At 58.4% G+C, this 723-nt stretch carries 1 pseudogene; it reads right to left on the reverse strand.

Features of this window, described 5'->3' with window-relative positions:
- Positions 1 to 659, reverse strand: a pseudogene (locus ACFQND_RS12215) (IS3 family transposase); the annotation flags it as partial.
- Positions 660 to 723: the final 64 nt, after the last annotated feature.

Consider the following 723-nt stretch of genomic DNA (forward strand, 5'->3'; position numbering starts at 1 on the left):
CGGTGCAATGGGCAGGTTGTGTTTGCTGTCGGTGGTAACGACAAACTTCCGCTTGCCCCTGGCTTTGATTCCGTGTTCTTTCATCATCCGGCGCACGCGCTCCTTGCCCACTCGGATACCCCGTGCCACCAGTTCCTTCCACATCTTGGGCCAGCCGTATTCCTGCCTGACCTCGGCATGGATGGCCCGGATATAGGCCAGCAGCGCTTCGTTGCTGATGCGCTGTCCGACACCCGGCTTCGATGGCCGCTGAGAGCCTTTGCGGCGCACGTGCTCGAAGTAACCGCTGGTGCTCACGCCCAGCAAGTCACACGCCATAGACACCGGCCAATGCTTTTTGTTGCTGGCTATCCAGGCGTACTTCACGTTGATTCCCTTGCGAAGTACGCCGTCGCTTTTTTTAAGATGTCGCGCTCCATCCTCAATCGCGCGTTCTCAGCGCGTAGCCTGGCCAACTCCATCTGCTCCGGGCTTACCGGCTTGTCACCGGCGCCCTTGAGCTGGCCTTTGCCATGCAAGCGCACCCAGTTCTCCAGCGTCTGCTTCGGGATGCCAAGTATCTTGGCCGTCACCGCCGCCACCTGGCCACCCTTGACCAGCCTGACGGCCTCCAGCTTGTATTCCAGTGTGTACCGTGCCCGTCTTTTCGATTCGCTCATCTCAATCTCCTAAAACTGATTTTTACCCATCAGCTAAGGAGTACGTTTTTCGGGGGCAAGGTCA

It is taken from the genome of Polaromonas aquatica, from assembly GCF_042659145.1.
Taxonomy (GTDB): Bacteria; Pseudomonadota; Gammaproteobacteria; order Burkholderiales; family Burkholderiaceae_C; genus Polaromonas; species Polaromonas aquatica.